The sequence below is a fragment of the Mesorhizobium sp. CO1-1-7 genome, from assembly GCF_020164885.1.
Lineage (GTDB): Bacteria > Pseudomonadota > Alphaproteobacteria > Rhizobiales > Rhizobiaceae > Mesorhizobium > Mesorhizobium australicum.
Genome location: NZ_JAIUHA010000013.1, coordinates 108,528 through 135,120 on the forward strand (window position 1 = coordinate 108,528; position 26,593 = coordinate 135,120).

A 26,593-nucleotide genomic window follows, 5' to 3' on the forward strand; every position below is an offset into this window, starting at 1 on the left:
AAGGAGGCCCATCATGTTCCAGAGCTTCGATTCCGCGGGCGATCCGGCGGTCGGCAAGCCGCGCGTGGCGCTGCTGCGCCAGTGGCTGACCGCGAACGGCCTCGACGGCTTCATCGTTCCGCGCGCTGACGAGCACCAGGGCGAATACGTCGCCGACCGGTCGGCACGGCTGAAATGGCTGACCGGCTTCAGCGGCTCGGCCGGCGTCGCCATCGTGCTGCGCGACCGCGCCTTTGTCTTTGTCGACGGTCGCTACACGCTGCAGGTGCGCAATGAGGTCGATCTCGGCATCTTTTCGATCGAAAGCCTGGTCGACAATCCGCCCGCCGTCTGGCTCAAGGACAACATCGGCAAGGGGGCGCGGCTGGGCTTCGATCCCTGGCTGCACACCATCGGCGAGGTCAAGGCGCTGCAGGCCTCCGCCGACAAGACCGGCGCGGTGCTGGTGCCGCTCGACAGGAACCCGATCGACATCATCTGGAAGGATCAGCCCGCCGCACCCGTGACCCCGATCGAGCTTCATCCGATCGGCTTTGCCGGCGAACTCGCCAAGGACAAGCTGGCGCGGCTGGCGACGGCGATCGGCAAGGACGGCGCCACCCATGCGGTGCTGACCGACCCATCATCCATCGCCTGGGCCTTCAACATCCGTGGCGGTGACGTGCCGCACACGCCGCTGGCGCTCGGCTTCGCCATACTCGCCGCCGATGGGTCGCACCAGCTTTTCATGGATCGGCGCAAGTTCTCGCGCCAGGTGGCGGCCTACCTCACCCAGCTCGCCGATCCGCATGAGCCCGGCGAATTCGAAGCGGCGATCGCCGCACTTGCGAAAAGCGGCGCGAAAATCGCGCTCGATCCGGTGCTGGCCGCCGACCGGCTGCGCATGCTGGTCGAGGACAATGGCGGCACGGTGGTTGCCGCGCCCGACCCTGCCCGCATTCCGCGCGCCACCAAGAACCAGGCCGAGATCAACGGCTCGCGCGCCGCGCATCGCCGCGACGGCGCGGCGGTGGCCAAGCTGTTGTGCTGGCTGGAGCGCCAGAAACCCGGCTCACTCGACGAAATCGCGGTTGTCACCAGGCTCGAAGAAACCCGCCGGCAGACCGGCGAGGAAACGCAGATGCCGCTGCGCGACGTCTCTTTCGACACCATTTCGGGCGCCGGCCCGAACGGCGCCATCATGCATTACCGCGTCTCGCGCGCCACCAGCCGCAAGCTCCAGGCCGGTGAGCTGTTCCTGCTCGATTCCGGCGCGCAATACCAGGACGGCACGACAGACATCACCCGCACCGTGCCGATCGGCCAGCCGACCGAAGAGATGCGCGAGCGCTTCACGCTGGTGCTCAAAGGCATGATCGGCATTTCCACGCTGCGCTTCCCCGCCGGCACGCGCGGCTCGGAGATCGACGCCGTCGCCCGCATGGCGCTGTGGAGGCATGGCTGCGACTTCGCCCATGGCACCGGCCACGGTGTCGGCTCATACCTGGCCGTCCATGAGGGTCCGCAGCGTATCGCCCGCACCGGCACCGAAAAGCTGCTCGAAGGCATGATGCTGTCGAACGAGCCCGGCTACTACAAGGAAGGCGCCTACGGCATCCGCATCGAGAACCTCATCCTGGTGACGCCGGCCGAACAGATCGAGGGCGGCGACATCGCCATGCACGGTTTCGAGACGCTGACGCTGGCCCCGATCGACGTCAGGCTGGTGCGATCGGATCTGCTGACGCGAGACGAATTGCACTGGCTCGACTCTTACCACGCCCGCGTGCTGGCCGAGATCGGTCCGATGCTCGACGGCGAAACGCTGGCCTGGCTCGAAAAGGCAACGGCACCGCTGCCGCACGATGCGAAGATTTGATTTTCTGAAGCGCTGAAGGGCTCGAGGTTCAGGCCAGACCGGTTCGAAAACGGTTGATACGGAGAACCGGATTGGAGCACCGAAGCGCAGCTATCAGCCGTCTGCGGGCCGGAATCACCTGGATATCGATACGCCCTACCCGACGAACTGCCGCGCTACGATCAACACCGCCGCGCCCGCCAGAAACATCGCCATCAGCCCGCCACGCAGCGCCACCAGCGCGGAGACGACCAGCGCTGCCCACTCCGCCGGGCCTGCGCCGAGCGCCGCCGGCGCCACCAGCGTCGTCAGCACCGCCGCAGGCACGGCGTTGAGCCCGGCCTCGACCCGCGGATGGATGTGATCGAAACGCGAGATGACCAGATGCCCGCCAATACGGGTGAGATAGGTGGCGATGGCGCCGGCGATGATGATCCAGAAGGTCGTGCTCATGGCCTTGTCTCCACACCGCTGTGATGCGGCGGCAGGACGACGGCGAGCAACACACCGGCGATGGCGCCGATCGAAACGTGCCAGGGCGAACCCACTGTCTTGTAGGCGATGATCGAGGCGCAGGCACTGGCGACGACCACCGGCAGCCACAGCGGCCGCTTGCGGAAGCCCATCACGAGGCCAAGGAAATAGATCGGCAGCAGGAAATCGATGCCCAGGGCATGGGGATCGGGAATGAGCTTTCCAAACAGCGCGCCGAGCGCGCTTTCGATGGTCCAGAATACATAGACCGGCAGCCCAAGTCCCAGATACCAGGCAAAGCCGACGGTCTGGCCCGACTGGGCCCTGGCCTCGGCGACGGCGAATTGCGGATCGGTGAGGATGAAGAAACCGAGCGCCTGCTGCACCCCGGACCAGTGCGCGATGCGCCGGCCAATGCCGGCGGAATAGAGCACGTGGCGGAAATTGACGGCGAAGATCGACAGCACGATCAGCCACGGCGCGACATGCTGGCCGAACAGTTCTATGCCGACCATCTGGCTGGCGCCGCCGAAGATCAGCGCGCTCATCAGGAAGGCCTCGAAAACGGAAAAGCCGTTGTCGACGGCGATCGCGCCGAACAGCAGCCCGAACGGCGCCGCCGCCACCACGACCGGCATGGAGAGCCGTACGCCTTGCCAGAAATCGCTTTTCGCGCCGTTCTCGGAAATTGCTTGCGCCGACATGTCTCTCCCCGGTCAGAGGGCTGATGTAGGAAGCACTGCCCGGCTTGTCACACGAATTCGCTTGAGCCAAACGATCAGCGGAAATGATCCCTGTTAGGATTCACGCGATATCCTATTGTCGCCCGGCAGGCATTTGGCAAAAATACACGAGGGGGATTCTAATGATTGCTTATGATTTCACCGGCAGGCACGCAGTCGTCACCGGGGCCGGTGGCGGCATGGGCGAGGCGATCACGCTGGCGTTGCTCGATGCCGGCGCGTCGGTCACCGCCATCGACGTCAAGCCACGCCCGACAGCGCTCGCCGCCTATGACGACCGGCTGACCTTCGCCCAGGGCGACCTCACCGACGCCGGCTTTGTTGAACGGACCATCGGCGCTGCGGGCCGCGAACGCGGCGGTATCGACTATCTCGCCAATGTCGCAGGCGTGCTCTGGTTCGGCCGCGACAAGTCGGCTCTCGAGATGGACCTCGACGTCTGGGACCAGGTCTTCAACATCAACCTGAAATCCTTCGTGCACACGGCGCGCGCGGTTGTTCCGCAAATGCGCGCAGGCGGGCGTGGCGGCGCCATGGTGCATTTCTCGACCATCCAGTGGTATCGCGGCGATCCGAAGCCACAGGATGCCTACCAGGCGTCGAAGGCCGGCGTCTGCGCGCTGTCGAAGTCGCTCGCCATGCAGTTGGCCGGCGAGCGCATCCGCTCCAACGCCATCTGCCCGGGCATGGCGCTGACGCCGCTGCAGGCGCGTTGGGACACCGAGGAGAAGCGCGCCGCCGTCGCCGACTACACACCGCTCGGCCGCATCGGCACGCCGCAGGACATGGCCAACGCGGCGCTCTTCCTGCTTTCCGACGCGGCAAGCTACATCACCGGAATAGAGCTGGCCGTCGATGGGGGTCTCCTGATGCGGATGTAGCCCGCCCTGTCCAACGGATCGGAAAACTAACCGGTCACCTTGCCCTGGATCGCCCTGCCCCAGTCGAGCAGCGGCTTGGCGCGTAATGTAAACTCGACAAGCTCGTCGACCAGCGCCGGCGCGTGAATTTCGGTCGGATCGATGACACGCTGGACGACGAAATGCCGGTTGCGCACGGCCTCCGCGAGATCGGCGTCCGCGATCTGCTCAAAACCGCGCGGCGCCCGCTTCATGCGGCCTTCGGTTTCGAATTCAAGGCCGTTTTTCTTCAACGTTGAAAGCAGCTTGCGGAATTCGCCGGGCCGATCGGTGATCGCCTTGCGCATCGCCAGCAAGAGCGGCGGCTCAGGGTTCCACCAGGCCACGTCGGCAAAGCAGCGCTCGAGCCCGATATGCACGTAGAAGACGCCCAGGCCTGTCTTGCTGCCGTCTGGTGACAGAATGGCCGAAACATGCCTGTTGTAGGGACGTTTGTCCTTGGCAAAGCGGACGTCGCGATTGATGCGGAACAGCGATTTCTTGCGGTCGCCGCGCAGACCAAGCCCCGCCGTTGCGAAACGCTCCGTAAGGACCTCGACCAGATCGCCGATCGGCCCATGCAGATCGCTGTCGAAAAGCGCGCGGTTCTCCGCAAACCATTCGCGGCTCTGGTGGAAATCCAGCGCCTTGAAGAACGGCATGGCTTTCGGACCAAAACCTTTGAACGTTCCGTCCGTCACGACTTGCCGACCCGCTGCAGCCAGGTGTCCTCGTCGATGACCTCGACGCCGAGTTCGCTGGCAAGCTTGAGTTTGGAGCCCGCACCCGGTCCCGCCACCAAAAGATCGGTCTTGGCCGAAACCGAACCGGCCACCTTGGCGCCGAGACGTTCGGCCATCGCCTTGGCTTCGGAACGGGTCATCTTTTCCAGCGAACCGGTAAAGACAATCGTCTTGCCGGCAACTTCGCTGTCGGCCGAGACGGTGACGATATAGGGCTTCGGCTTGACCTGTTGCAGCAACTTCTCGAGCACCTCGTCATTGCGCTCGTTGCCGAAGAAATCGCGCAGCGCATCGATCACCGTATCGCCAATGCCGTTGATCGACGGGAAGACCGAATGCGGATCCTCCGCCGCCGCCGTCTCCTTGCCGACCCGGATCAGCTCCTCGATGGTCGAGAATGTTCGCGCAAGCACGGCGGCCGTCGTCTCGCCTATATGGCGGATGCCGAGCGCGAAGATGAAGCGGTCGAGCTCCGGCTCGCGGCGCGAATCGATGGCCGCGAACAATTTGTCGAGGCCTTCGTAATTGCGGTCCTCGACGCTGCGCACATTCTTGCGGGTCTTGCCGGATGCGGCCTCGCGTTGCCTGGCCTGCTCCTCGCGCCGCTCGGCCAGCGCCTTGGTCACGGCGGGGCGGCGCTCCCTGAGCGTGAAGATGTCGGCGGCTGTCTTGATCAAACCCGCATTGAAAAACGTGTCGATGTTCTCCGCGCCCAGGCCTTCGATATCCAGGGCGCCGCGCGACACGAAGTGGCGCAGCCCTTCCACGGCCTGCGCCGGGCAGATCAGTTCGCCCGTGCAGCGGCGGCGCGAATCCTCCTTGCCGGTCTTCTCGTTGATCTCGCGCGTCGCCGGCGAGCCGCAGATCGGGCAAGAGTGCGGGAATTCGTACGGCACGGCATCGGGCGGACGCTTGTCGATGACGACGCTGACGATCTGCGGGATGACATCGCCTGCCCGCTGGATCACCACCGTGTCGCCGATGCGCACGTCGATGCCGTCGCGGATCGGCTGGCCGGTGCTGTCCAGGCCCTTGATATAATCTTCATTGTGCAGCGTGACGTTCTCCACCACCACGCCGCCGACCGTCACCGGCGCAAGCCGCGCGACCGGCGCCAGCGTGCCGGTTCGGCCGACCTGGATGTCGATCCTCTGCACGGTCGTCATCGCCTGTTCGGCCGGGAATTTGTGCGCGACGGCCCAGCGCGGCTCACCGGTGACGAAACCCCAGCGGCGCTGCAGCTCCAGCTGGTCGACCTTGTAGACGACCCCGTCTATGTCATAGCCGAGCGACGAGCGTTGCTCCTCGATCAGGTGATAATGCGCGACCAGTTCCTCGACCGATTTCGCCCGCACCATCAGCGGGCTGATCTTGAAGCCCCAATCGGCGAATCTCTGCACCGCTTCATACTGCGTTGGTGCCGGATCCGCCGTCGTGTAACCCCACGCGTAGGCAAAGAATTTGAGGTTGCGGCTGGCGGTGACGGATGGATCCTTCTGGCGCAGCGACCCGGCCGCCGTGTTGCGCGGATTGACGTAATCCTGGCCCCCCACAGCCGCCGAGCGCGCCTTGAGCGCCTCGAATTCGGCATAGGTCATATAGACCTCGCCGCGGATCTCGATGGTCTCGGGCCAGCCTGAACCCTTCAGCTTGGCGGGAATGTCGGCGATGGTCCTGAGGTTGGCGGTGATGTCCTCGCCGACAGCGCCGTCGCCGCGCGTCGCGCCTTGCACGAACACGCCCTTTTCGTAACGCAGCGAAGCCGACAGCCCGTCGATCTTCGGTTCGGCGGTGAAGGCAATGTCGAGGTCCTTGTCGCGGTCGAAGAAGCGCCGGCCGCGCTCGATGAAATCGGTGACGTCGGCGTCGGTATAGGCCTTGGCGAGGCTGAGCATCGGCACGGCATGGCGCACCTTGGTGAAGCCTTCCGCCGGGGCGGCACCCACCCTGAGCGAGGGCGAATCCTCACGCACCAGCCCGGGAAAGCGCTCCTCGATGGCAAGATTGCGCCGCCGCAGCGCGTCATACTCGGCGTCCGTGATCGTGGGCGCGTCCTCGGCATGGTAGCGCCGGTCATGACCGGCGATCTCCTCGGCAAGGCGCTGGAGTTCGGCTTCAGCCTCGCTTTCGCTGAGCGAATCGACAGGTTTTTCGGCCATGCTTTTTGTCCCTGAACGGTGGCGCGCCACAATAGAGCATGATCTTGAAAGGTGGGAACCGGTTTTCGGAAAAGATCATTCCTGAACAGCAGGATGGAGCCATATCCTGACTCGCCCCATGATGCCTGATCGTTTCATGACGCCTGATCGTCTCATGACGCCGGATCGTCTCATGCCGCGTTTGTATTCTCGCGCAGCAGCCGCTCGGCGGCGGCGCGCGCCTCGTCGGTGATCGTGGCGCCGGCCAGCATGCGGGCGATCTCCTCCTGCCGCGCAGTCCTGTCCATCTCGGCAATTCCGGTCGCGACACGGTCGGTGCTGCCCGATTTGGAGATCAGGAAATGTGTTGCCGCGCGCGCCGCCACTTGCGGCGCATGGGTGACGGAAAGCACCTGGACGCGCTTCGACAGCCGCGCCAGCCGCTGGCCAATGGCGTCGGCGACGGCGCCGCCCACCCCGGTGTCGATTTCGTCGAAAACCAATGTCGGCGCCGAGCCACGGTCGGCCAGCGCCACCTTTAACGCCAGGAGAAAGCGCGAAAGCTCGCCGCCGGAGGCAACCTTCATCATCGGCCCGGGCCGCGTGCCAGGATTGGTGCGCACCCAGAACTCGATCTGGTCGATGCCCTCTTCCATGCGCGCCTCGGCCTCGCTCTTCATCTCGACGATAAAGGCCGCGCGTTCGAGCTTCAGCGCCGGCAGTTCGGCCATCACCGCCTTGGTCAGACCGACCGCCGCGGCATGACGAAGCGAGGACAGCTGTGCGGCGGCGATGTCATAGGCTTCGCGCGCGGCGGCCGCCTGCTTTTCCAAGCCGTGCAGGCGTTCTTCGCCGGCGTCGAGATCGGCGAGATCGGCAACCATCGTGTCGCGCAGCTGCGCCAGGTCGTCGACGGCGACGCTGTGCTTGCGTGACGCCGCGCGCAGCGAAAACAGTCGTTCCTCGGCTTTCTCCAGCCGCTGCGGATCATACTCCGTGGCACGAAGCGCGGCCTCGACGCCCGACTGCGCCGCGTCGAGAGACAGCATGGCTTCGTCCAGCGACTTCACCACGTCCTCGAGCAGGCCGGGCGCCTCCGTCGCCTTGCGCTGCAGCCGTCTCAGCAGGCTGGCCAGTTGCGGCAAGGGCGAGGACGGGCCCGACAGCACATCCTGCGCGTCGTGAATTTCGGAAGCGATCTTCTCGGCGCGCATCATGTGGGCACGCAGCTCGGCAAGTTCGGTTTCCTCGCCCGGCTGCGGATCGAGCTTGGTCAGTTCGGCAACCGCGGCGCGCAGATAGTCGGCTTCGCGCGCGGCGGCTTCCACCTTGGCGCGATGGCGCGTCAGCTCCTGCTGGGCGGCGCGCCAGTGCCGCCATGCCTCGCCGGTCGAGCGGACGGCGCCGAGATGGCCGCCGAAAGCATCGAGCACATCGCGATGCGCGCCGGGATCGACCAAGGCGCGCTCGTCATGCTGGCCGTGAATCTCGACCAGGGCGCGGCCGACATCGCGCATCAGCGTCACGGAGGACGGCTGGTCGTTGACGAACACACGGGTCCGGCCATCCGCCGTCTGCACGCGCCGCAGGATGACGTCGCCATCATCCTCGATGGCGTTTTCGGCGAGCAGCGCGCGCACCGGATGGTTGCGCGGAACATCGAACACGGCAATGACCTGGCCCTGGGACGCGCCGTGGCGCACCAGCGAGGCATCGCCGCGCGCGCCGAGCGCCAGCGACAGGGCATCGAGCAGGATGGACTTGCCGGCGCCGGTTTCGCCGGTCAGCACAGAAAGGCCCGGCTGGAAGTCGATGTCCAGCTTTTCGATCAGGACGATATCGCGGATCGACAGTCTGGAAAGCATGAGAAACCGGACCTATTGCATGCCGCCCAAAAGTGGACCCGGTTTCGGGATAACGACAGGCACGAAAAACAAAAGGATAAAGCGGCACCCGACAGTTGGAGTCGCAGCGCCGCACTATCTTTTTGTTTGAGCTTCGGATCAATCCGAAAAAGCGCGCTGCGCGCTTCGCTCGGAGGCTCCGCGGTCAGGCGCCGGTGATCAGCTTCCCGGCCTTGGATATCCACGACCCAGCATTTTCACGCGGCGCCAGCCCGTTGCTCTGCAGCAGCTTGTAGGAATCCTTGTACCACGAACTGTCGGGATAGTTGGTACCGAGCACCGCGGCCGCCGTCTGGGCCTCCGAGGTCAAGCCCAACGCGTAATAGCTTTCGGTAAGGCGCGCGAGCGCTTCCTCGACATGGCGGGTGTTGGAATAGTTTTCGACCACGGTGCGGAAGCGTTTGACGGCGGCGATGTACTCGCGGCGCTCCAGATAATAGCGGCCGATCTGCATTTCCTTGCCCGCGAGCTGGTCGTTGGCGAAGCGGATCTTTTCCTTGGCATCGTCGACATATTCCGACGTCGGCCAGCGCGTCACCAGGTCCTGCATCGTCTGCAGGGTCTGGCGTGCTTCCTTCTGGTCCTGCGTCACATCCTTGATCTGGCGATAGTAGCTCAGACCAATGATGTACTGGGCATAGGCCGCGTCATCCGTGGACGGATAGAGCGCCAGGTACCGCTTCGCCGACTGGATCGCATCGTCGTAGCTGCCCTTTCGATAGTCGGCGAACGCGCCCATCACCATCGATTTGCGGGCCCATTCCGAATAGGGGTGCTGGCGGTCGACCGCGTCGAATTTCTTGCTTGCCTCGTCCAGGCGGCCGGCGTTCAGATTGGCCAGGCCCTGATTGTAGAGAACGTCGGCCGGTTCGGTCTGGTCGACATAGGTCGACAGGTCGATGTCTTTTTCCGACGACATGCAAGCCGCCAGAAAGAGCGATGGAACAACCACCGAAAGCGCCAGGAAAACAGACCGCTGCGGCGCTTTCGATTGACCGACTCGCTTGAAGAACATGATTGGATTGCGCCCTTTCGGCGTTATTTTAATGCTCGTTGCATGCAGTTGTCCCAAAACTGGTCCCCACCTTTGAGCGACATGCACTAATCGACGGCAGCAGCCATAAACCATAACCGCCTTGCCCGGCAACGCTATGTCCAGCCAATCGCACATTTTTGTGGCGGCGGACCGTGGCGTGAAAATCTACGCAATTTCGCCGATGGATGATGCATTCATGCAACACCCATACCGCCATGGAATCCGAAAAAGATTAAGAAAATCAGATCATCCAGGGCGCATAGAGAGGCGCATTGACGGCGTTCATCTCGGCGGCGCGACCACGCTCGCGGCGTGTCGTCTCGACGATCTCGAAGGCGGTGCGGTCCGACAGCAGGCGCCGCAGTGCGGCGGCGTTCAGCCGATGGCCGCCGCGATAAGAGCGGAAACAACCGATGAAGCGCGCGCCGGCCAGCGCCAGGTCGCCCATGGCGTCGAGCGTCTTGTGGCGCACGAATTCGTTGGGATAGCGCAGGCCGCCCATGTTGATGACGCGGTTGTCGTCACCGATCACCAGGGAATTTTCCAGCGAGGATCCCAGAGCATAGCCGGCGGCCCACAGCCGCTCGACGTCCTTCATGAAGCCGAAGGTGCGGGCCCGCGCGATGTCGCGGCGGAAAATATCGGCGTTGATATCGGATGCGAAGAGCTGACGGCCGATCGCCGGGCTTTCGAAATCGATCTCGACCTCGAAACGGGTGCCGTCATAGGGCCTGAACTCCGCCCAGGAGGCGCCGTTCTCGATGCGGACCGGCTTGACCACCCTAATATAGCGCCGCTTGACGGCCAGCGTCTCGATGCCGGCCTGGTCGATGGCTTCGACGAACGCCATGGCGCTGCCGTCGAGGATTGGAACCTCGTACCCGTCGATCTCGATGATGACATTGTCGATGCCGAGCCCGAACAGGGCAGCCATGATGTGCTCGACCGTGGCGATGTGCTCGCCCGAAGGATCGCCAAGCATGGTGCACAGGTCGGTGGCACCGATCTCGGAAAACAGGGCGCGGAACTCACGGCCCTGCCCGTCTCCATTGAGGAGCGCGAACACGATGCCGGTATCGGCATCCGCGGGCAGGAAACTGATGGAAACTTCTTTGCCGCTGTGAACGCCGGTGCCTGTAAGCGACGCGCGCGTCTTCACTGTCGTCTGGTGGTCGTGCAAGACAATCCCCATGAGCCCGTAATGCCTAGGTCCGCTTCTCCAGCCCGAGGGCGCGGCTCTTGTTAAATCGGCAGGCAGGGCGACTTCCCCCGAATCCCGGCAAACCGACTATGGTAGGCAGCGAAGATAGTGTCCCGGCAGGGAGAGTCCAAATCACGGTTTCTTACTCTTTGTAACCGCGAACTGGAACATGTACGACGTCATAACCCGTTGATTATGCGGCATTTTAAACGTTAACAGGCAAGCAATTTCTTGCCTGCCTGTTAACAATTGTTACAGTCCGTTAACCGCTCAGTTGGCCTGGCGGCGCAGGAACGCCGGAATCTCCAGCTGATCGTCGTCCTGAGTCGCCCTGGTCTGCGGCGTCAGGCGGCCCTGATCGTCCAACTGGCCGCGCCGCGGCGCGTAAAGCTGGGCGTCCTGGCTGGCGAGGCGGCGCACTTCCGGTGCCGCCTGGCGCAGCTTGGGCTCGCGCGGCTGCGCCGGCTGCAGCCGTGCGGGCTCCTCCTCGCGGCGGGTCAGGCCATTGGTCAGGCGCTTCAGGAGGCCCATCGGGCCGCTGTTCTCGTGGTCGGCCGGGCGGCTCTTGGCGTCGACCTCGGCCTTGACGACCGGCGGAAAGTCCTCGACGCGCGGCATGCGCTGCGGCGCCATCGCCACCGGCTGCTGGACTTCACGCAGCATTTCGCGTGGCTGTGGAGCCGGCTGCATCATCTGCTGGACGACCGGCTGCACCACAGGCTGCGGTTGTGCGGGCGGCGCCTGGAAGATCTTGCTCTGCGGGCGGAAATCGTCCGCATGGGCGACAGGAGCCGGACGAGCCTGCGCCATGGCCGCGGCATTGGCTTCGGCCAACTGGATGGCTTCGGCGACCGGATCGGCGGCGCGCGGCTCATACACCGTCTGCTGGACCGGCGTCGGGCGGCTTTCCACAGGAGCGACGGCCGGCCGGGCAGCCTGCTTCGGCGGGGAGGTCCGGATCGAGATCGGCGCCGCGGCGATTTCAGCCGCCGACTTGTCGATGCCGGTGGCGACCACCGAGACGCGGATGACGCCTTCCAATTCCTCGTCGAACGTGGCGCCCAGGATGATGTTGGCGTCCTGGTCGACTTCCTCGCGGATGCGGGTCGCCGCTTCGTCGACTTCGAACAGGGTCAGGTCGCGGCCGCCGGTGATCGAGATCAGCAGGCCCTTAGCGCCCTTCATCGAGGTCTCGTCGAGCAGCGGGTTGGCGATCGCGGCTTCCGCCGCCGCCATCGCGCGGCCCTCGCCGGAAGCCTCGCCGGTGCCCATCATCGCCTTGCCCATCTCGCGCATCACCGAACGCACGTCGGCGAAGTCGAGGTTGATCAGGCCTTCCTTGACCATCAGGTCGGTGATGCAGGCCACACCGGAGTAGAGCACCTGGTCCGCCATCGCGAAGGCGTCGGCGAAGGTGGTCTTGTCATTGGCCAGCCGGAACAGGTTCTGGTTGGGGATGACGATCAAGGTATCGACGCATTTCTGCAGCTCCTCGATGCCGAAGTCGGCCGTCTTCATGCGGCGCTGGCCTTCAAAGTGGAACGGCTTGGTGACGACGCCGACGGTGAGAATGCCCTTCTCGCGCGCTGCGCGGGCAACAACCGGAGCAGCACCCGTACCGGTGCCGCCGCCCATGCCGGCGGTGACGAAGCACATATGGGTGTTGGTGAGATGGTCGAGAATCTCGTCGATGCACTCTTCCGCCGCCGCGCGGCCGACTTCCGGCTGCGATCCGGCACCGAGCCCCTCGGTGACATGCGCGCCAAGCTGGATCAGCCGAGAGGCCTTCGACATGGTCAGCGCCTGCGCGTCGGTGTTGGCCACGACGAACTCGACACCGCGCAGTCCGGCGGTGATCATGTTGTTCACGGCATTGCCGCCGCCGCCGCCTACACCGAACACGGTGATGCGCGGCTTAAGCTCGGTGATGTCCGGCTTCTGCAGATTGATAGTCATTGTCTCCGTCCTTTGCCTTTCACGCCGCTTCGCCGCCGCGGCCGCCTATGGGGCTGTCCCCGTCAATTAGAAACTGTCTCTCAACCACTGACTCATGCGATGCAGTTTTCCACCCGTTCCGGTCATTCTGAGACCGGAAATGCCTTTCGCCGGATGGCTCTCGAAGCTCGCCATCTGCGGATAGATCAGAAGCCCGACCGCGGCCGAGAAAGCCGGGCCTTTCGCCGCTTCGGGCAGGCCCGCCACGCCGAGCGGGCGACCGATGCGTACATTGCGCCCCAGGATGCGGCGCGCCGCTTCCGGCAGGCCGGCCAGCTGGCTGGCGCCGCCGGTGAGCACGACGCGCTTGCCGACCGCATTGCCGTAACCGGACTTGTTCAACCGGTCACGCAGGAGTTCGAGCGTCTCGTCGATGCGGGCGCGCACGATGCGCGTCATCACCGAACGCGGGATCTGCAGCGGCACGTCGCCATCGTCGCCGATCGGCTGGATCGAGACCAGGTCGCGGTCGTGGGGGGGGCCCGGCAGCGCCGAGCCGTGCATCACCTTCAGCCGTTCGGCGGCGTCGAGCGAGGTCGAAAGTCCCTTGGCCATGTCGAGCGTCACATGGTTACCGCCGATGGCGATGGCGTCGCCATGGACGAACTTGCCTTCCGAAAACACCGAGATCGTCGTCGTGCCGCCGCCCATGTCGATGCAGGCGGCTCCGAGTTCCAGCTCGTCGTCGACCAGTGCCGCCAGCCCGCTGGCATAGGGCGTCGCCACCATGCGCTCGACCGACAAATGCGAGCGGTTGATGGAGAGCTCCAGATTGCGCATCGGCGCCGCATCGCCCGTCAGCACATGCATGTCGACGCCAAGCGTGTCGCCCACCATGCCACGCGGATCGCGCACGCCACGCTCGGCATCGAGCGAGAAGCCGACGGGCAGCGAATGGACCACCTCGCGCTCGGCCTTCAGCGCCTGCTTGGCACCGGCGCCGAGCACGCGCTTGATGTCGGCTTCGTCGGCCTCGTGGCCGCCAAGATTGATGGTCGCCGAGAAGCTTTCGCTCTTCAGCCGGCCGGCGGTCATGTTGACGATCAGCGAATCGACCGTCAGCCCGGCCATGCGTTCGGCGGCATCGACGGAGAGGCGAATGGCATGCTCGGCCCGGTCGAGATCGACGATGACGCCGGACTTCACGCCTTGCGATTTCTGGTGGCCGATGCCGATGACCTGGATGCGATGCGAGCGGCCGCGCAGGAGCTTGCCGTCATCGTTCGGCTTCAGCTTGGCCACCATGCAGCAGACCTTGTTCGAGCCGACATCCAGCACCGTCAGGGTGCCCGACCGGCGCGACGAGGCATCGCCAGAACCGCCAAGCCAGCTCATATCTTCGTCTCCGGCTTGCGCTTGAGGGTTTTCGGCTTCTCGTTGAGCGCGGCTTCGCGCTGCGTCGCCGCCTGCGGCGTCAGCTCCACGACCAGCCGGTCTGTCAGGCGCATGTCGACGGCGGCGATGTCGCGTGACAACAGCCCCTTGTCATGGTCCATCTTGACGAGTTCGGCGAGCGCCTGGTCCTCGTCATCCTCGGGCAACTTGATGGTGATGCCGTTGTCCAGCTTCAGGTCCCAGCGCCGTTCGCCAACACGGACATAGCCTTTGATGCGGCTGGCGAGGTCGGGATAATGTTCGATCCTGGCCAGGAAATCAGGCGCCTTGGCGGGCGCGCCGGTGCCGATCAGCAGCGGCAGGAGCACCTGCTTGCCGCCCGAGAACGGCGCGATGACGGCGCCATCCTTCTCGATGACGGAGAGGTCGCTGCCCTGCTGCCAGAGCGCGAAAGCCGCGCGCTCCTCGACGCGCACTTCCAGCGTGTGCGGATAAACCTTGCGCACCGCGGCAACCTGGATCCACGGCAGGGTGGCGATACGCTCCCGTGCGGCCTCGGCGTCGAAGCCGATCAGCGACGTCCAGCCATCGAGTTCCAGCCTGTCGAGAATGTCGATCTCCGAAGTCTGGCGGTTGCCGACCACCTTGACCTGGTCGACCGCGAAGCCGGTGCGGGCGGTGATGCTTTGAATGATCCCGTCGGCGTGACCGCCGAGGTAGGCGCCATAGGCGCCACTCGAGGCCAGCAGCACCGACGACATGATCGCGGCGGAGAAGCGCGGTGCCTGGAATTCGCCATCGCCCAGGCGCGTCAGGATGCGTACCGGGCGGCGAAGCACGCGCGGCAGAACGAAATGGTCCAACGACAATGGCAGGCCGAACAGCGACGGCCCGGCCGCGCCCCTCACCTTACCCTGTCCCCATTTCAACGCAGACACGAAGCGTCCTCCACCATCCAACTCAACAATTCACCAAACGAATGCCCGGCATGGGCGGCAATTTCAGGCACCAGAGACGTCGGCGTCATGCCCGGCTGAGTGTTGACCTCGAGCCATACAACCTCGCCATTTTCGGAGTGACGATCGTCATAACGGAAGTCCGACCGGGAAACGCCCCGACAGCCGACAGCTTGGTGAGCCTTGAGCGCCAGTGTCTGTATTTTTTGGTAAATATTCGGTGAAACTTTTGCGGGGCATTCGTGTTTTGATCCGCCCGCGACATATTTTGAATCATAGTCGTAGAAGGAATGGCCCGTCGGGATGATCTCGCAGACGCCAAGCGCCACATCGCCCATGACGGCGCAGGTCAGCTCGCGCCCATGGATGTAGCGCTCGACCATGACGGTATCGCCATATTTCCATTCGGACGACCCGATCACCTGCGGCGGGTGCGACTGCCCCTCCGACACGATGACGACGCCAAAGCTCGACCCCTCGCTGACCGGCTTGACCACATAGGGCGGCTTCATCGGATGCTTGTTCTGGATGGAGAACCGATTGGAGACCTTCGATTCGGCAACGGGGACGCCGACCGATTTGACGATCTTCTTCGCCTGCTCCTTGTTCATGGCAAGCGCCGAGGCGAGAACGCCGGAATGGCTGTAGGGAATGCCGAGATATTCGAGGATGCCCTGGATGGTACCGTCCTCGCCAAAAGGCCCATGCAGCGCATTGAAGGCGACGTCAGGCTTGAGCTCGGCAAGCACCGAGCCGACATCGCGCCCGACATCGACGCGGGTGACCTGGTAACCCTCCTGCTCCAGCGCATCGGCACAGGCCTTTCCGGAAGACAGAGACACGGGCCGCTCGGACGAGAAACCTCCCAGCAATACGGCCACGTGCTTGCTTTTCATTCCCCGTCATCCCCTCTCACCGCGGACCAAAAACACAAGATTTCCGCAACATTGAGTCTGAGTCTCCCGGCAGGTTGCCCCCCAGACGGAAAACGCTGAAAACGCGTCGAACGACTCAAATCAGGAAACGCTTCAGGGCAGAGAATCAGAGAGTTGATTCACTGGCAAGCACTTATGATTCCGAGAGATTCACTTTCTGAGAAAATGGATGCGAAAACCGTGTCGCTGAGTCTTTGCGGCAACGATTTCACGGTATTTCGATCCGGTTGAAGTTCACGCATCACGTGAACTTCAAGAGGCGCTAGAGAAGCTGGCCGAGGAACTCCTGGACGGCATATCCGGAACGGAAATTGCCGATGCGCTTGATCTCCCACTGCAACCGGATGCCGGAATGCTCGAGCACCCGCGCGCGCACCGTCTCGCCGAGATATTCGAGGTCGTAGCCGGTCGCCGTTCCGGTGTTGATCATAAAGTTGCAGTGCATCGGCGACATCTGCGCACCGCCGATCATCAGCCCGCGGCAACCCGCCTTGTCGATCTCCTTCCAGGCCGACGTGCCTTCCGGATTCTTGAAGGTCGAGCCGCCCGTCTTCTCGCGGATCGGCTGCACGGTCTCGCGATGGTTCTGCACCGCATCCATCGCCGCCTTGATCACCGCCCTGTCCTCGACAAAGCCTTCGAAAACGGCCGAAGTGAAGATCAGCCCGGCGGGCGCCGCCGAATGGCGGTAGGCATAGCCCATCTCGGCATTGCTCAGCGTTTGGGCGTTGCCCGCGCGGTCGAGCGCCCGCACCTCGACGACGCGCTCGCGCGTCTCGACCCCGTTGGCGCCGGCATTCATCCTGAGCGCGCCGCCGATAGCGCCTGGAATGCCGTGATAGAAATGGAAGCCGCCAATGCCGGCCTCGAGCGCCACCGCCGCCATGCGCTTGTCTGGCGTGGCGGCACCTGCCTTGATCCTGATCGGGGAAACGACTTCGGCCTCGCCAAAGCCCTTGGCCGAAAGCCTGATGACGAAACCCGGAATGCCGCCGTCGCGGACAAGAAGGTTCGAGCCGACGCCGACGATGGTCAAGGGTATCTCTTCGGGAACCGCTCTGAGGAAGGCGGCGAGATCTTCTTCATCCGCCGGCTGGAACAGCGCCTCGGCAAGGCCGCCAGCCCGGAACCAGGTGATCTTGTCCATCTCGGCATTCGGCGTGATGCGGCCGCGCAGGCCGGCTAGCCGGTCGCCAAGTCTGTCGATCAGGGCCTGGCCGTTCATCATGGGGCGGCAAGCTCCTTCGGCAGCGCATAGGCCCACTGAGTGATATTGCCGGCGCCGAGAAAGACGACGAAGTCGCCGGGCTTGGCGATGTCGCGGATGACGGGCGCGATGTCGGCCGGCCCCTCGATGTAGCGGGCGTCCCGATGACCGCCGGCTCGGATACGCGACACCAGCGCGTCCGATGTCACGCCGTCCATCGGCTCTTCGCCGGCGGCATAGACCGGGGCGACCATCACCGTGTCGGCGTCGTTGAAGCAGGCGGAGAACTCGTTGAACAGATCATGCAACCGGGTGAAGCGGTGCGGCTGGGCAATGGCGATGACACGCCCGTTGGTGGCGCTGCGCGCCGCCTTCAGCACCGCCGAGATTTCGACCGGGTGGTGGCCGTAATCGTCGAACACGTCGACACCGTTCCAGGAACCGGTGTGGGTAAAGCGGCGCTTGACGCCCGCGAAGGACGACAGGCCTTTCTTGATCGCCTCGGCCGACAGGCCGAGTTCGTGCGCGACCGCGATCGCGGCGGTCGCGTTGGAAACATTGTGGCGGCCGGGCATCGGCAGGCGCAGGCCCGAAATTGCCGTCTGGCCGCGCCCCTTGCGGTCGCGGATGATCACGTCGAACTCCGAGGTCGCCCCCGCCATGCGATGGTTGGTGAAGCGCACATCGGCCTGTGCGTTCTCGCCATAGGTGATGACACGCCGATCCTCGATGCGCCCGACCAGCGCCTGCACTTCCGGGTGATCGGTGCACATCACCCCAAAGCCATAGAAAGGCACGTTCTCGACGAACTGGCGGAACGCTTCGCGCACATTGTCGAAATTGCCGTAATGATCGAGATGCTCGGGGTCGATGTTGGTGATGACGGCGATGTCGGCCGGCAGCTTAAGGAAGGTGCCGTCGCTTTCGTCGGCTTCGACCACCATCCACTCGCCATCGCCCATGCGGGCATTGGTGCCGTACGCATTGATGATGCCGCCATTGATGACGGTCGGGTCGAGCCCGCCGGCCTCGAGCAGCGTCGCCACCATCGAGGTCGTCGTCGTCTTGCCATGCGTGCCGCCGATCGCCACCGCCTGGCGAAAACGCATCAGCTCGGCCAGCATCTCCGCGCGGCGCACGATCGGCAACAGCTTTTCACGCGCCGCCTTCAGCTCCGGATTCGACTTCTTGATCGCCGTGGAGACGACGATGACCTCGGCGTCACCGAGATTCTCCGCCTTGTGGCCGACGAAGCATTCGATGCCCTTGTCGCGCAGCCGCTGTACATTGGCGCTGTCGGCCTGATCGGACCCTTGCACCTTGTAGCCGAGATTGTGCAGCACCTCGGCGATGCCGCTCATGCCGATGCCGCCAATGCCGATGAAATGCACGAGGCCGATGGTCTGCGGCATCTTCATGGGTGCGTCCCCTTCCTGAAATCCGATACTGTTTTGCGGGACGCAATAGCCTCTGTGAGGTCGGCGAGCAACCGCGCCGCGTCGGGCCTGCCGACCGACTTGGCCGCGGCAGCCATCGTCGCCAGCCGCTCCGGTTGGTCTATCAGGGCGCCGAGCAGTGCCGCGATGCGCTCGGGCGAAAGCGAGGATTGCACATGCACCTCGCCACCGCCGGCGGCCGCAAGGGCGGCTGCATTGGCCGCCTGGTCGTGGTCGAGCGCGAAGGGATAGGGCACCAGCAGCGCCGGCCGGCCGATGACGGCGATTTCCGACACGGTCGAGGCGCCGGAACGAGAGATTACAAGATGCGCCGCCGCTATGCGCGCCGCCATGTCGGTGAAGAACGGCGAGACCTCGACGGCGACGCCGAGCGCGGCATAGGCCGCCTTCACCCGCGCCACGTCGTCCGCGCGAGCTTGTTGGGTCACGACAAGGCGCTTGCGCTGTGCGTCGGAAAGCAGCGCGATGGCCCCTGGCATGGCATCGGAAAAGAATTGTGCGCCCTGGCTGCCGCCGAACACCAGCAGGCGGAAGGGCTCATCCCCGGTCGAAGCCGCGTAAGGCGTCCTGGCCGCTTCGAGCACAGCCGGCCGGACCGGATTGCCGGTCGTCACCGTTTTGGCGCCGGCCGCGCTTTCATCCTGCGGCAGGAAGCCGCCGGCGATCGCGTCGACACGGCCGGCCAGCGCCCGGTTGGCGCGGCCCATCACCGCGTTCTGCTCGTGGATCAGCGTCGGCACCTTGCGCCGCGTCGCCGCGTAGAGCGGCGGCAAGGTCGGATAGCCGCCAAAGCCGACCACGGCCTCCGGCTTGATCCTGCCGATGATGGCGGAGGCCTGACGCACGCCGCTCCAGATTTTCCAGAAGGCGCCGAGCAGGGCGAAGGGATTTTTCGAGCCTAACGTCGCCGACTGGATCGGATGGACGGCCGCCGCCGGAAAATGGGCGGCAAACCGTTCGGCCCGGGTGTCGGTCGCCAGATGCACCGCCCAGCCGCGATCGAGGAGTTCATGCGCCAGCGCTTCGGCTGGAAACAGATGTCCGCCGGTTCCGCCCGCCGCGAGAAGGATAACGCCTCTGGCCATGTCACTCCGCCGGCATGGCGCGCTGCGGCAGGGTAAAGCCCATCTGCTTGCGCTTTTCCGGCCGCTTGCGCGTCAGCGCCAGCACCATCCCCATCGAGATGGCGATGGCGATCTGCGAGGAGCCGCCATAGGAGATGAAGGGCAGCGTCATGCCCTTTGCCGGCACCAGCTGCAGGTTGACGCACATGTTGATGACGGCCTGCAGGCCGAACACGGTGACCAGACCGCCGACCGCATAACGGGTGAAGTCGTCATGCTCCTTGAGCGCCGTGTTGAGACCGCGCAGCACGATGAAGGCGAAGATCGACATGATGAAGAAACACATGATCAGCCCAAATTCTTCGCCCGCGACCGAGAAGACGAAGTCGGCATGGCTGTCGGGGATGACCCGCTTGACCGTGCCCTCGCCCGGCCCGACGCCGAACCAGCCGCCATTGATCAGCGCATCGCGGCCCATATCGACCTGGAACGTGTCGCCTTCGCCGGTGAGGAATTTGTCGATGCGCAGCGCGACGTGCGGAAACACCGTATAGGCGGCGAAGACGCCGCCGACGCCGGCAGCGCCCAGCACGATGATCCAAAGCCATGGCAGCCCCGCCATGAAGAACATGATGCCCCAGGTGCCGGTGGTCAGCATGGTCTGACCGAGGTCAGGCTGCGCCACCAGCAGCGACACGACCAGCACCAGGAGCAGCATGGCGAACAGATTGCCCGGAATGTCGGGCTGGCGCTTGTGCTCGGCGAACAGCCACGCGCACATGATGACGAAGGCCGGCTTGAGGAATTCCGAAGGTTGGATCGACAGGCCGGCAAGCGACACCCAGCGGCGCGCGCCCTTCACCTCGACGCCGACATAGAGCACCGCCACCATCAGCACCAGCATCAGGCACAGCATGATCAGCGACATGCGCCGGATCTGCCTGGAATCCAGGAACGAGACCGCCAGCATCACGCCGAGCGCAGGCACGGTGAAGATGATCTGCCGGGTGGCGAAATGGAAACTGTCGAGGCCGATGCGTTCGGCCACCGCCGGACTTGCCGCGAAGGACAACACGATGCCGAGCCCCATCAGCGACAGAAACGCCGCCAGGAACCAGCGATCGATGGTCCACCACCAGGTTGCGACCGGACTTTTGTCGAGACGGCTCTGCATTATCGTGCCCCTCCGATGGGTTTGACGCCATCCATAGCGCTCGCAGCTTGCCTGAAGGCTTCGCCGCGGACCTCGAAATTCTTGAACTGGTCGAAACTGGCGCAGGCCGGCGACAACAGCACCACCGCCTCGCCACTGTCGTCCTTGGCCGCGTCATGCGCGGCATGCTCGACCGCTGCCGCCAGCGTGCCCGAGATCTCGTAGGGCACGGCCTCGCCGAGCGTCGCCGAAAAGGCGGGCGCCGCCTCGCCGATCAGATAAGCCTTGGCGATGCGCGGGAAGAAACCGCGTAGCGGCTCGATGCCGCCTTCCTTGGGCAGGCCGCCGGCGATCCAGTAGATGCGATTGAAGCTGGACAGCGCGGGTGCGGCGGCATCGGCATTGGTCGCCTTGGAATCGTTGACGAACAGCACATGGTCCTTGCGGCCAACCTGCTCCATGCGGTGCGCCAGACCCGGGAAGCTTTCCAATCCAGACTGGATCTCGCCAAGGTTGAGCCCGACCTTGAGGCAAGCGGCGACGGCGGCCAACGCGTTTTGCGCATTGTGCTGACCACGCAGCGAGCCAATGCCTTCGAGGAAGGCTACCCGGCTGTAGCGGCCGTGCACGGCTTCCATCAGATTGGTGCCGTCGGCGAAATAGCCGTCGGTCAGCGGCAGGCGCTTGGAAATGCGGACGACCTGCCGCCCTGCCCGCTCCAGCCGATCGGCGATCTGCGCGCACCAGGAATCGTCGATGCCGATGATCGCCGTCTCGCTGCCCGCCACCAGCCGCTCCTTGATCGAAGCGTAGTGCTGCATGGTGCCGTGGCGGTCGAGATGGTCGGGCGTCAGATTGAGCAGGATGCCGGCCGTCGGATTGATCGAGGGTGCAAGGTCGATCTGGTAGGACGAGCATTCGACTACATAATGCCGGCCAGGCTTCGGCGGATCGAGCGTCATCACCGCACGGCCGATATTGCCACCCATCTGCGTGTCGCGCCCGGAGGCTTGAAGGATATGCGCCGTCAGCGCCGTCGTCGTCGACTTGCCGTTGGTGCCGGTGATGGCGATGAAGGGAGCACCCGGCGCACGCTGCGTCCGTTCCCTGCAGAACAGCTCGATATCGCCGATGACCTCGACGCCGGCCCCGCGCGCCAACTCCACGGTCCAGTGCGGCTTGGGATGGGTCAGCGGCACGCCGGGTGACAGCACGAAGGCGGAAAAACCGGCCCAGTCAGCGCCACGCAGATCGCCGGTGGCGATGCCGGTGGCGGCCGCCTTGGCGACGCTGCCGGGATTGTCGTCCCAGGCCAGCACCTCGGCGCCGCCCTCGATCAGCGCGCGCGCCGTGGCGATCCCCGAGCCGCCGAGCCCGAAGAGCGATACACGCTTGCCAGCGAAGGATGCGGCGGGGATCAAGTGGCGGCCTATCTGAGCTTGAGGGTGGAAAGACCGACCAGCGCCAGGATGACGGCGATGATCCAGAAGCGGATCACCACCTGGCTTTCGGTCCAGCCGAGCTTTTCGAAATGATGGTGGATCGGCGCCATCAGGAACACGCGCTTGCCGGTCATCTTGAAGTAGCCGACCTGGATGATGACCGAGAGAATCTCGACCACGAACAGGCCGCCGACGATGACGAGCACGATCTCGTGCTTGGTGGCGACCGCGACCGTGCCGATCAGGCCGCCCATGGCCAGCGATCCGGTGTCGCCCATGAAGATCGCCGCGGGCGGCGCGTTGAACCACAGGAAGCCGAGGCCGGCGCCGATGACCGCGCCAAGCACGACCGCCAGTTCACCAGTGCCGGGCACGAAATGGATCTGCAGATATTCGGCGAAAACCGCGTTGCCCGAGAGATAGGCGATGACGCCGAAGGACGCCGCCGCGATCATGATCGGCACGATCGCCAGGCCGTCGAGGCCATCGGTCAGGTTCACCGCATTGCCGGCGCCGACGATGACGAAGCAGGAGAATGGAATGAAGAACCAGCCGAGGTTGATGATGAATTCCTTGGCGAAGGGGAATGTCAGCGACGACGAGAAGGGCGCCTGGCCATTGTGCATGATCGCCCAGGCGGCGATGCCGGCGATAACGAATTCCAGCGCAAGCCGCGCCTTGCCGGAGAAGCCGAGATGCGACTGCTTCGTCACCTTCAGATAGTCGTCGTAAAAGCCGATCGAGCCGAAGCCGAGTGTCACCAAAAGCACCACCCAGACATAGATGCTGGACAGGTTCGCCCATAAAAGCGACGAGCCGATGATGCCGGACAGGATCATCAGTCCGCCCATGGTCGGCGTACCTGCCTTTTTGAAATGGGTCTGCGGCCCGTCGGCGCGGATCGGTTGGCCCTTGCCTTGCCTGAGCCGCAGCGAATTGATGATGGTCGGCCCGAAGATGAAGACGATCAGGGCGGAGGTGATCAGCGCCCCGCCGGTGCGGAACGTGATGTAGCGGAAGACATTGAAGACAGAGACCTTGTCCGCGAAATCGACCAGCAGTGTGAACATGCGCTTTCGTCCCCCGACTAGGTCTGGTTGCTTGTTGTCGTTTCAGCCGGGAATTTGCCCAGCAGCGCATCGACCAGTTTTGCAAAACCGATGCCCTTCGACGATTTGATCATCACCACGTCGCCCGGCTTCAGCGCGGCGAGCAGCACCGGCTTCAACTCCTCGACGCCGGCGCGGTATTCCGTCCTGATATCGTCCGGCAGCGCTTCCGCCAGCGACCGCATTTCCGGGCCGCCGAGAAAGACCGTCCGCGTGCCGGTGCCGACGATGAGATCGGCAAGAGCGGCGTGCAGCTTGGCCGAGTGATCGCCGAGTTCGAGCATGTCGCCAAGCACGGCGATGCGCCTGCCCTCGCCCGTCACCGGCGTCGCGTTGAGCAGCGCCATCGCGGCCGCCATCGAGGCAGGATTGGCGTTGTAGCTCTCGTCGATCAGCGTGATCGAGCCCCCGGCCTGGCTCGAAATCGGGCCCCCGGCCCGGCCCGAAATCGGGCCACCGGGATGCCGCAGCACGTGGCGCTTGCCGCGCCCGCGCTCGGCCGAGAGATCGGCCAGCGCCAATGCAACCTTGTCGAGATCGGCGCCAACCAGATGGGCGGCGCCAAGCACCGCCAGCACGTTCTGCACCATGTGCCGGCCGGGCGCGCCGATACGGGCGATGATATCGTGGCCGCTGATCCTGGCGACGATGTCGGAATGGTCGGCATGCAACTCGCACTTGACCAGCTTGAAGGTCGAGCGCGCATTCTCGCCGAAGCCATGGATATGCTCGACGCTGGCAGCCTGTGCCATCTTGTACAGCAGCTTGAAACGCGCATCGTCGCGGTTGAGGACGGCAGCACCATCGGGCTCCAGGCCCTCGAAAATCTCGGCCTTGGCCTTGGCGATCTCGTCCAGGTTGCGGAAGAAGCCAAGATGCGCGGCCGCGATCATGGTGACGATGGCGACATGCGGCCGCACCATCTTCACCAGTGGCCGGATCTCGTCGGGATGGTTCATGCCGATCTCGAACACGGCATAGTCGCAATCGGCGGGCATGCGCGCCAAGGTCAGCGGCACGCCCCAATGGTTGTTGAAGGACTGCGCCGAGGCATGCACCTTGCCGACGGCCGAAAGCACGTGGCGCAGCGCCTCCTTGGTCGTGGTCTTGCCCGCCGAGCCGGTCACCGCGATGATCTTGGCTTGCGAGCGGGCGCGCGCCGCGACACCGAGCTTTTCCAGCGCAACCAGGACGTCGTCGACGACGATGATCGGCGCGGTCAACCGGCCAAGTGAGGGCAGCTTGCCTTCGGCCACCACCAGCACGCCGGCGCCGGCCTTGATGGCCGCGGTGACGAAGTCATGGCCGTCCATCGCCTCGCCCTTGATGGCAAAGAAAGCATCGCCCGGCTGCAGGCTGCGGCTGTCGATCGAAATGCCCGATATGCCTTCGGGCATGGGGCCGAGCGGCCGCCCGTCCGTGGCGGCAACCAGCGCTTCCGACGTCCACAGCAAGCTCATGCAGCATGCTCCCGGAGCGCGGCGCGAACTTCCTCGTGGTCGGAGAAATGCAGCGTTTCCGAGCCGATCGTCTGGCCTTCCTCATGACCCTTGCCGGCCACGATCAGCGTATCGCCGGCATGCAGCATGCCGACAGCCTCGTGGATAGCCTTGCGCCGGTCGCCGATCTCCATGGCGCCGGGCGCGGCCCCAAGAATGGCGGCGCGGATGGTTTCGGGCACTTCCGAGCGCGGATTGTCGTCGGTGACGATGACGACATCTGCAAGCCGTGTCGCGATCTCGCCCATGATCGGTCGTTTGCCACGGTCGCGGTCGCCACCACAGCCGAAGACGACCATGACACGGCCGGTGGTGAACGGACGCACCGAGGCCAGCACGTTCTCCAGCGCATCGGGCTTGTGCGCGTAATCGACATAGACCGGCGCGCCGCTCGCCGTGGTGCCGACGAGATCGAGCCGGCCCGGCGCCCCTTTCAATTTCTCCAATGCCGCCAAGGCTTTGGCGACAGGCGTTCCAGTGGAAATGGCCAGCCCCGCCGAAACCAGCGCATTCGCGATCTGGAAATCGCCGGCGAGCGGCAGGTCGATCTCGTGGATCACACCGTCGGCCTCGACCTCGGCACGCTGGCGATGACGCTCATGCTCGACCCGCTTCAGCCTGAGGAAATCGCCATGGCGGCCAACCGTCAGCACGTCGAGCCCGGCGGCCCGCGCCGCCTTTATCGTCGGTTCCGACCACGGATCGTCGGCGAAGAGGATGGCGGGTGCGCCCTTCGGCAGCAGCGTGTCGAACAGGCGCAATTTGGCGCGATGATAATCCTCGATCGTCGGATGGTAATCCATGTGGTCGCGGCCGAGATTGGTGAAGCCCCCGGCCGAGAGCTTCACCCCATCGAGGCGGCGCTGGTCGAGCCCGTGGCTGGAGGCCTCCATCGAGGCGTGGGTAACGCCGGCATCGGCCAATTCCCTGAGCAACCGGTGCAGGGCGACTGGATCGGGTGTCGTCAGCGAACCATATTCGTTGCGGCCGGGCGCGACCACGCCAGTGGTGCCGATCGAGGCGGCGGCGTATCCCGCCTGCTCCCAAATCTGCCTGGTGAAGGCGGCAACCGACGTCTTGCCGCTGGTGCCGGTAACCGCGACCATGGTTTGCGGCTGTTTGCCGAAGTAGCGGGCGGCACTCAAGGCCAGTGCCAGGCGCGGATCATCGACCCCCAGTACCGGAACCGGCAAATCGGCAAGGGCGCTCCCGTTGCCCAAGACGATCGCGGCAGCGCCACGCCGGGCCGCGTCGGCGGCATAGCTCGCGCCATCGGCCTTGGTTCCGGCAAGCGCGAAAAAGACGACGCCCGGTTTTACCTGGCGGGAATCGGACGAGATGCCGGTAACCTCCAGATCGGCCGAAGCTGTTCCTTCGACAGGCAGGATACCGGCTAGATCTTTGAGCTTCATCGAGTCCCGTTCACCGCAACAAAATAGCGCGCAGTTGCCGGCGCGCCCTAAGAA

At 64.6% G+C, this 26,593-nt stretch carries 21 protein-coding genes; 2 read left to right on the forward strand and 19 right to left on the reverse strand.

The features are described from left to right. Positions 1-13 precede the first annotated feature (13 nt). Complete coding sequence (locus LB516_RS26020) at positions 14-1,858, forward strand: aminopeptidase P family protein (RefSeq protein ID WP_224720622.1); 1,845 nt, start codon at positions 14-16, stop codon at positions 1,856-1,858. Between the two features lie 135 nt (positions 1,859-1,993). Here LB516_RS26020 and LB516_RS26025 read toward each other — a convergent pair whose 3' ends face one another. Beyond that, positions 1,994-2,290: an AzlD family protein gene (locus LB516_RS26025; protein WP_023769676.1), complete on the reverse strand. Its 297-nt coding sequence runs from the start codon at positions 2,288-2,290 to the stop codon at positions 1,994-1,996. Continuing rightward, complete coding sequence (locus LB516_RS26030) at positions 2,287-3,015, reverse strand: AzlC family ABC transporter permease (protein WP_140726132.1); 729 nt, start codon at positions 3,013-3,015, stop codon at positions 2,287-2,289. Before LB516_RS26030 ends, LB516_RS26025 begins: the two co-directional genes overlap by 4 nt. Positions 3,016-3,176: 161 nt before the next feature. Here LB516_RS26030 and LB516_RS26035 point away from each other — a divergent pair, with 161 nt between their 5' ends. Then, the gene (locus LB516_RS26035; RefSeq protein WP_140615645.1) at positions 3,177-3,935 is read left to right on the forward strand and encodes an SDR family NAD(P)-dependent oxidoreductase; all 759 of its coding nucleotides are present in this window, start codon (positions 3,177-3,179) and stop codon (positions 3,933-3,935) included. A gap of 26 nt (positions 3,936-3,961) precedes the next feature. On the opposite strand, the gene LB516_RS26040 is transcribed toward LB516_RS26035, so the two are convergent. The 17 genes from LB516_RS26040 to LB516_RS26120 form a co-directional block, all read right to left on the reverse strand. Further along, complete coding sequence (locus LB516_RS26040) at positions 3,962-4,654, reverse strand: DUF2461 domain-containing protein (protein WP_224720623.1); 693 nt, start codon at positions 4,652-4,654, stop codon at positions 3,962-3,964. After that, entirely contained in the window at positions 4,651-6,855 is a 2,205-nt protein-coding gene (ligA, locus tag LB516_RS26045; protein WP_140660922.1) for an NAD-dependent DNA ligase LigA, read from the reverse strand. The genes LB516_RS26040 and ligA overlap by 4 nt, the downstream gene beginning before the upstream one ends. Before the next feature lie 170 nt (positions 6,856-7,025). Next, a complete protein-coding gene (recN, locus tag LB516_RS26050; RefSeq protein WP_140714589.1) occupies positions 7,026-8,699 on the reverse strand; it encodes a DNA repair protein RecN in 1,674 nt (557 codons plus the stop codon). 184 nt (positions 8,700-8,883) lie between these two features. After that, positions 8,884-9,753 (reverse strand): outer membrane protein assembly factor BamD, encoded by an 870-nt coding sequence (locus LB516_RS26055; protein WP_015317218.1) that lies wholly within the window; start codon positions 9,751-9,753, stop codon positions 8,884-8,886. A 262-nt stretch (positions 9,754-10,015) separates the two neighbouring features. After that, positions 10,016-10,966, reverse strand: coding sequence for a UDP-3-O-acyl-N-acetylglucosamine deacetylase (gene lpxC, locus LB516_RS26060; protein ID WP_015317217.1), 951 nt, complete (start codon positions 10,964-10,966; stop codon positions 10,016-10,018). 279 nt (positions 10,967-11,245) lie between these two features. Next, a complete protein-coding gene (ftsZ, locus tag LB516_RS26065) occupies positions 11,246-12,931 on the reverse strand; it encodes a cell division protein FtsZ (protein WP_224720624.1) in 1,686 nt (561 codons plus the stop codon). Between the two features lie 66 nt (positions 12,932-12,997). Further along, positions 12,998-14,305 (reverse strand): cell division protein FtsA, encoded by a 1,308-nt coding sequence (gene ftsA, locus LB516_RS26070; RefSeq protein WP_224720625.1) that lies wholly within the window; start codon positions 14,303-14,305, stop codon positions 12,998-13,000. After that, positions 14,302-15,243, reverse strand: a complete 942-nt coding sequence (locus LB516_RS26075; RefSeq protein WP_224720626.1) for a cell division protein FtsQ/DivIB — start codon at positions 15,241-15,243, stop codon at positions 14,302-14,304. Before LB516_RS26075 ends, ftsA begins: the two co-directional genes overlap by 4 nt. Next, on the reverse strand, positions 15,231-16,157 hold the full coding sequence (locus tag LB516_RS26080) for a D-alanine--D-alanine ligase (RefSeq protein WP_015317213.1): 927 nt from the start codon (positions 16,155-16,157) through the stop codon (positions 15,231-15,233). The genes LB516_RS26075 and LB516_RS26080 overlap by 13 nt, the downstream gene beginning before the upstream one ends. A 301-nt stretch (positions 16,158-16,458) precedes the next feature. After that, positions 16,459-17,424 carry a UDP-N-acetylmuramate dehydrogenase gene (gene murB, locus LB516_RS26085; RefSeq protein WP_015317212.1) on the reverse strand — a complete coding sequence of 322 codons (966 nt, stop codon included), beginning with the start codon at positions 17,422-17,424 and terminating at the stop codon, positions 16,459-16,461. After that, positions 17,421-18,821 carry a UDP-N-acetylmuramate--L-alanine ligase gene (murC, locus tag LB516_RS26090; protein WP_140873336.1) on the reverse strand — a complete coding sequence of 467 codons (1,401 nt, stop codon included), beginning with the start codon at positions 18,819-18,821 and terminating at the stop codon, positions 17,421-17,423. Before murC ends, murB begins: the two co-directional genes overlap by 4 nt. Beyond that, positions 18,818-19,945 (reverse strand): undecaprenyldiphospho-muramoylpentapeptide beta-N-acetylglucosaminyltransferase, encoded by a 1,128-nt coding sequence (gene murG / locus LB516_RS26095; protein WP_140789197.1) that lies wholly within the window; start codon positions 19,943-19,945, stop codon positions 18,818-18,820. Before murG ends, murC begins: the two co-directional genes overlap by 4 nt. A gap of 1 nt (position 19,946) precedes the next feature. After that, complete coding sequence (ftsW, locus tag LB516_RS26100) at positions 19,947-21,098, reverse strand: putative lipid II flippase FtsW (protein ID WP_015317209.1); 1,152 nt, start codon at positions 21,096-21,098, stop codon at positions 19,947-19,949. After that, positions 21,098-22,498: a UDP-N-acetylmuramoyl-L-alanine--D-glutamate ligase gene (gene murD / locus LB516_RS26105; protein WP_140789195.1), complete on the reverse strand. Its 1,401-nt coding sequence runs from the start codon at positions 22,496-22,498 to the stop codon at positions 21,098-21,100. The genes ftsW and murD overlap by 1 nt, the downstream gene beginning before the upstream one ends. An 8-nt stretch (positions 22,499-22,506) precedes the next feature. After that, on the reverse strand, positions 22,507-23,589 hold the full coding sequence (gene mraY / locus LB516_RS26110) for a phospho-N-acetylmuramoyl-pentapeptide-transferase (RefSeq protein WP_015317207.1): 1,083 nt from the start codon (positions 23,587-23,589) through the stop codon (positions 22,507-22,509). 17 nt (positions 23,590-23,606) lie between these two features. After that, on the reverse strand, positions 23,607-25,088 hold the full coding sequence (locus LB516_RS26115; protein WP_015317206.1) for a UDP-N-acetylmuramoylalanyl-D-glutamyl-2,6-diaminopimelate--D-alanyl-D-alanine ligase: 1,482 nt from the start codon (positions 25,086-25,088) through the stop codon (positions 23,607-23,609). Then, complete coding sequence (locus tag LB516_RS26120) at positions 25,085-26,539, reverse strand: UDP-N-acetylmuramoyl-L-alanyl-D-glutamate--2,6-diaminopimelate ligase (RefSeq protein WP_224720627.1); 1,455 nt, start codon at positions 26,537-26,539, stop codon at positions 25,085-25,087. Before LB516_RS26120 ends, LB516_RS26115 begins: the two co-directional genes overlap by 4 nt. Between the last annotated feature and the right edge of the window lie 54 nt (positions 26,540-26,593).

What these genes read in the sequence shown, in the direction of transcription:
- LB516_RS26120 (WP_224720627.1), bottom strand. Translation starts at nt 26,539, where the DNA reads ATGAAGCTCAAAGATCTAGCCGGTATCCTGCCTGTCGAAGGAACAGCT.
- murG (WP_140789197.1), bottom strand. Translation starts at nt 19,945, where the DNA reads ATGGCCAGAGGCGTTATCCTTCTCGCGGCGGGCGGAACCGGCGGACAT.
- LB516_RS26030 (WP_140726132.1), bottom strand. Translation starts at nt 3,015, where the DNA reads ATGTCGGCGCAAGCAATTTCCGAGAACGGCGCGAAAAGCGATTTCTGG.
- ftsW (WP_015317209.1), bottom strand. Translation starts at nt 21,098, where the DNA reads ATGCAGAGCCGTCTCGACAAAAGTCCGGTCGCAACCTGGTGGTGGACC.
- LB516_RS26055 (WP_015317218.1), bottom strand. Translation starts at nt 9,753, where the DNA reads ATGTTCTTCAAGCGAGTCGGTCAATCGAAAGCGCCGCAGCGGTCTGTT.
- lpxC (WP_015317217.1), bottom strand. Translation starts at nt 10,966, where the DNA reads ATGGGGATTGTCTTGCACGACCACCAGACGACAGTGAAGACGCGCGCG.
- ligA (WP_140660922.1), bottom strand. Translation starts at nt 6,855, where the DNA reads ATGGCCGAAAAACCTGTCGATTCGCTCAGCGAAAGCGAGGCTGAAGCC.
- LB516_RS26020 (WP_224720622.1), top strand. Translation starts at nt 14, where the DNA reads ATGTTCCAGAGCTTCGATTCCGCGGGCGATCCGGCGGTCGGCAAGCCG.
- LB516_RS26025 (WP_023769676.1), bottom strand. Translation starts at nt 2,290, where the DNA reads ATGAGCACGACCTTCTGGATCATCATCGCCGGCGCCATCGCCACCTAT.
- LB516_RS26035 (WP_140615645.1), top strand. Translation starts at nt 3,177, where the DNA reads ATGATTGCTTATGATTTCACCGGCAGGCACGCAGTCGTCACCGGGGCC.
- murC (WP_140873336.1), bottom strand. Translation starts at nt 18,821, where the DNA reads ATGAAGATGCCGCAGACCATCGGCCTCGTGCATTTCATCGGCATTGGC.
- murB (WP_015317212.1), bottom strand. Translation starts at nt 17,424, where the DNA reads ATGATGAACGGCCAGGCCCTGATCGACAGACTTGGCGACCGGCTAGCC.
- LB516_RS26080 (WP_015317213.1), bottom strand. Translation starts at nt 16,157, where the DNA reads ATGAAAAGCAAGCACGTGGCCGTATTGCTGGGAGGTTTCTCGTCCGAG.
- ftsA (WP_224720625.1), bottom strand. Translation starts at nt 14,305, where the DNA reads ATGAGCTGGCTTGGCGGTTCTGGCGATGCCTCGTCGCGCCGGTCGGGC.
- ftsZ (WP_224720624.1), bottom strand. Translation starts at nt 12,931, where the DNA reads ATGACTATCAATCTGCAGAAGCCGGACATCACCGAGCTTAAGCCGCGC.
- LB516_RS26115 (WP_015317206.1), bottom strand. Translation starts at nt 25,088, where the DNA reads ATGAGCTTGCTGTGGACGTCGGAAGCGCTGGTTGCCGCCACGGACGGG.
- mraY (WP_015317207.1), bottom strand. Translation starts at nt 23,589, where the DNA reads ATGTTCACACTGCTGGTCGATTTCGCGGACAAGGTCTCTGTCTTCAAT.
- recN (WP_140714589.1), bottom strand. Translation starts at nt 8,699, where the DNA reads ATGCTTTCCAGACTGTCGATCCGCGATATCGTCCTGATCGAAAAGCTG.